The 325-nt window shown below is 54.5% G+C and carries 1 protein-coding gene and 1 rRNA gene; one reads left to right on the forward strand and one right to left on the reverse strand.

Translation table 11 applies throughout. The features are described 5' to 3' along the window. Window positions 1-70: ribosomal RNA gene (locus PUR53_RS00230) — 16S ribosomal RNA — on the reverse strand; the annotation flags it as partial. 59 nt (window positions 71-129) lie between these two features. Here PUR53_RS00230 and PUR53_RS00235 point away from each other — a divergent pair. Next, window positions 130-325 (forward strand): hypothetical protein (locus PUR53_RS00235; protein WP_329906960.1); only part of this gene is annotated, 196 nt, incomplete at its 3' end.

Genomic DNA, 325 nt, shown 5'->3' on the forward strand with positions numbered 1-325 from the left:
ATCGTTCGACTTGCATGTGTTAAGCACGCCGCCAGCGTTCGTCCTGAGCCAGGATCAAACTCTCCGTGAATGTTTACCCGTAATCGGGTGCACACATCACGAGAGCGGAACCACCGGCGGAATAAGCCGATGGTTCACAGCATCCTCGCTGTGTTTATTTCAAAGGAACCTCGCCCCAACCGAAGACCGGCCGGGAACGGGGTATCAACATATCTGGCGTTGATTTTTGGCACGCTGTTGAGTTCTCAAGGAACGGACGCTTCCTTTGTACTCACCCGAGCTACTTCCTCAGGCTTTCCTCCGGGCAGTTTCCCTTCGGTCTTGC

This window comes from Streptomyces sp. SP18BB07 (genome assembly GCF_036322545.1).
GTDB lineage: Bacteria > Actinomycetota > Actinomycetes > Streptomycetales > Streptomycetaceae > Streptomyces > Streptomyces deccanensis.